The organism is Pontiella sp., from assembly GCF_041622395.1.
In the GTDB taxonomy this organism is placed as follows: Bacteria; Verrucomicrobiota; Kiritimatiellia; order Kiritimatiellales; family Pontiellaceae; genus Pontiella.
The window spans coordinates 1-3,064 of record NZ_JBFJYW010000378.1; the positions used below are offsets into that span (position 1 = coordinate 1).

General features: G+C 56.1%; 2 protein-coding genes. Both read left to right on the plus strand.

Translation table 11 applies throughout. The features are described from left to right. Nucleotides 1-891 precede the first annotated feature (891 nt). A complete protein-coding gene (gene pta / locus ABYO54_RS15730) occupies nt 892-1,890 on the plus strand; it encodes a phosphate acetyltransferase (protein ID WP_372809181.1) in 999 nt (332 codons plus the stop codon). 17 nt (nt 1,891-1,907) lie between these two features. Beyond that, nucleotides 1,908-3,064 (plus strand): acetate/propionate family kinase (locus ABYO54_RS15735; RefSeq protein ID WP_372809182.1); only part of this gene is annotated, 1,157 nt, incomplete at its 3' end.

Here is a 3,064-nt window from a genome sequence, read left to right on the forward strand (position 1 = left end):
CCGTGGGTACGGGAACTCGCAACGGATTTGCGAGCTACGGCGTAGCGCGGATATCCGATCCGCGTGCCGCACATGCGTGCAGCTGCCGTGGGTGGGCGCTGTGTTGAATCCGATCGCCAAATCGAGATACGTGGAAAGGTGTCGGTCCCGAATGGCACTTAGTAACCGAGTTTTAGCCTGAAAACATTGACTGGAATTGTGACCTTGAGGTTTTAGCGTCAGCTGGATTCCGTGCGTCCTCAACACGATAGATCCCAGAAGGATCCGCCCCTGTATTATTGTGCCATTCGGGTCAGTCCCGTAATAACGTAATTCCCCGATTCTGTGGGCGCAGCGGGTGTGATTAGGTCGTGTTCAGCGTGGAGTTAAATGTGAACAGAACGAGTTTGAGAGCGCGTTCAATAATAAGTCGGAGCCGGAGGATCGGTCCATGTTTGTTTTTAACCACGAAATACATTAAAGAACCGAAACGGTGCGTGTGCTTTATTAACAGGACTATTTGGTGACAAGACGATTTCCGGTGCGGACGATTTTACCACAGAGCACGCGGAGCCACAGAGGATGGGAATGTAGAGCCTGCGCTACGAGCTGGCTTGCGGTGCTAAGAATTTTGGAGTGCGGCGGGTTCACGCCGCTTTTAATCCCGTGCGGGAGGTTTATTCTTTTGCTTCAATATTCGCTGAAAAGATGAATGTTGCACTTCTGTTTTGGGTAAAAACGGGTGAATCGGGGCTATGGAGGTGAAATCCGGTTTTTGCGGCTCGTGCGAAGGATCTAAACGGGCTGAAATCCTGTCGTTTTGGGTTGCGCAAAAAAACCGAGGTGGTAGTTTTTTCAGAGATTTTTGCAAAATTGGGGATGCTCTAATCATACAAAACAGGGAAATAGACCATGGCAAGAAGTGAATTTATTCAAAAAATCATTGATGCGGCGAAACTTAAGCATCGAAATATCGTACTGCCGGAGGGCAGCGATGAGCGTGTTTGCGAAGCCGCAAACATCATCAACGTGGAGGGCATCGCCTCGGTAACCTTGCTTGGAAATGAGCAGCAGATTGCCGAGGTTTTTTCGTCGAAGGGCTGGAGCCTCGACGGCATTACCGTCATCAATCCGGAAACCTCCGACAAGCTTCAGGAATACGCGGACGCGTTCTTTGAAATGCGCAAGGCGAAGGGCATTACGCCCGAGCAGGCGCTGGCGACGGTCAAGCAGGTGACCTATTTCGGAACGATGATCATGCAGTCGGGCGATGCCGACGGCATGGTTTCCGGCGCGGCCCACTCGACGGCCGACACGGTTCGGCCGGCGTTGCAGGTTATCAAGGCCGCCAAGCGCGGCGGCACGGTGTCGAGTTTCTTCCTCGAATGCGTGAACGGGGTTCCTTACGTCTTCTCCGACTGCGGTCTGGTGGAAGATCCGGATGCCGACCAGCTTTCGCAGATTGCGGTCCAGAGCGCCAATTCGGCCATCCAGTTCGATATTCCTCCGATGACGGCGATGCTTTCGTATTCCACCTACGGCTCCGCAAAGAGCCCGCTGGTTGAAAAGGTGCAGGAAGCAACCAAGCTGGCCAAGCAGCGCGTGATCGATGAGTGCCCGGACAAGGGCATTGTCATCGACGGCGAGCTTCAGCTCGACGCGGCGATCGTGCCGTCGGTTGCCGCCAAGAAGGCGCCGGAAAGTCCGCTGAGCGGCAATGCCCGCGTATTGATTTTCCCGGACCTCAATGCCGGTAACATTTCCTACAAGATCGTGGAGCGCATGGCGGGGGCAGAAGCTTTCGGGCCCTTGCTGCAGGGGCTCAACAAGCCGGTCAACGATCTTTCGCGCGGCTGTTCCGTCGAGGATATCGTCGGCGTGGCCGCGATCACCGTTCTTCAATCACTCTAGCCTGAGAAAGACGACTTATGAAAATTCTAGTTCTTAATTCCGGATCCTCCTCGATCAAGTTCAAGCTCTATCAAGTGGCCGCTGCGGACAACCAGTTCCACGCCCTGTGCGAAGGCCAGGCCGACCGCATCGGTATCGATGGCTCCACGCTCTCCTATGAGCGCAACGACGAAGGAAAAGAAAAACAGTTCATCGATCTCGCCGACCACAAGGTGGCCATCGATGCAATCCTCAAGCAGCTCATCGATCCCGAAACCGGGGTGCTGGAAAACCTGGAAGATCTTGGCGGCGTTGGGCACCGCGTGGTGCACGGCGGCGAGGATTTCACCGCGTCGGTCGTCATCGATCGCGAGGTCGTCAAGGCGATCGAGCGCAACTCGATGCTTGCTCCGCTGCATAACCCGCCCAACCTGATGGGGATCAAGGCGATGTCCTCCCTGCTGCCCAACATGCCGCAGGTTGCGGTTTTCGATACGGCGGTTCATCAGACCATGCCGAAAAAGGCCTACATGTACGCGTTGCCGCTGGCACAGTACAAGACCTACAAGATCCGCAAGTACGGCTTCCACGGAACCTCCCACGGCTATGTCGCGAACAAGGCCGCCGAGCAACTCGGCAAGCCGCTGAAGGATCTGAAGATCATTACCTGCCACCTCGGCAACGGCGGTTCGCTGGCGGCTTTCATGGGGGGCGTTTCGGTCGATACCTCGATGGGCTTCACGCCGCTCGACGGCATTATCATGGGCACCCGTTCCGGCACGCTGGATCCCTATGTTCCGCTGCACATCATGGAATCGCAGGAGCTCAAGCCCTCGCAGGTGAGCACGATGATGAACAAGCAGGGCGGCCTGCTGGCCATCTCCGGCAAGAGCGATATGCGCGACAACGTCGCGGGGGCCGCGGCGGGCGATACCGATTGCCAGCTGGCCATCGAGATGTTCTGCTACAGCATCCAGAAATTCATCGGCTCCTACATTGCGGCGATGAACGGCGTCGACTGCATCGTCTTCACGGCGGGCGTCGGCGAAAACAATGCCATGCTGCGTGCCACAATCCTTGAAAACTTCACCTTCCTCGGGTTGGAAGTGGACGCCGCGAAAAACGACGCCAACGAAACCGTGCTGACAACGGCGGCTTCCAAGGTGACGGCGCTCAAGATCCACACCAACGAAGA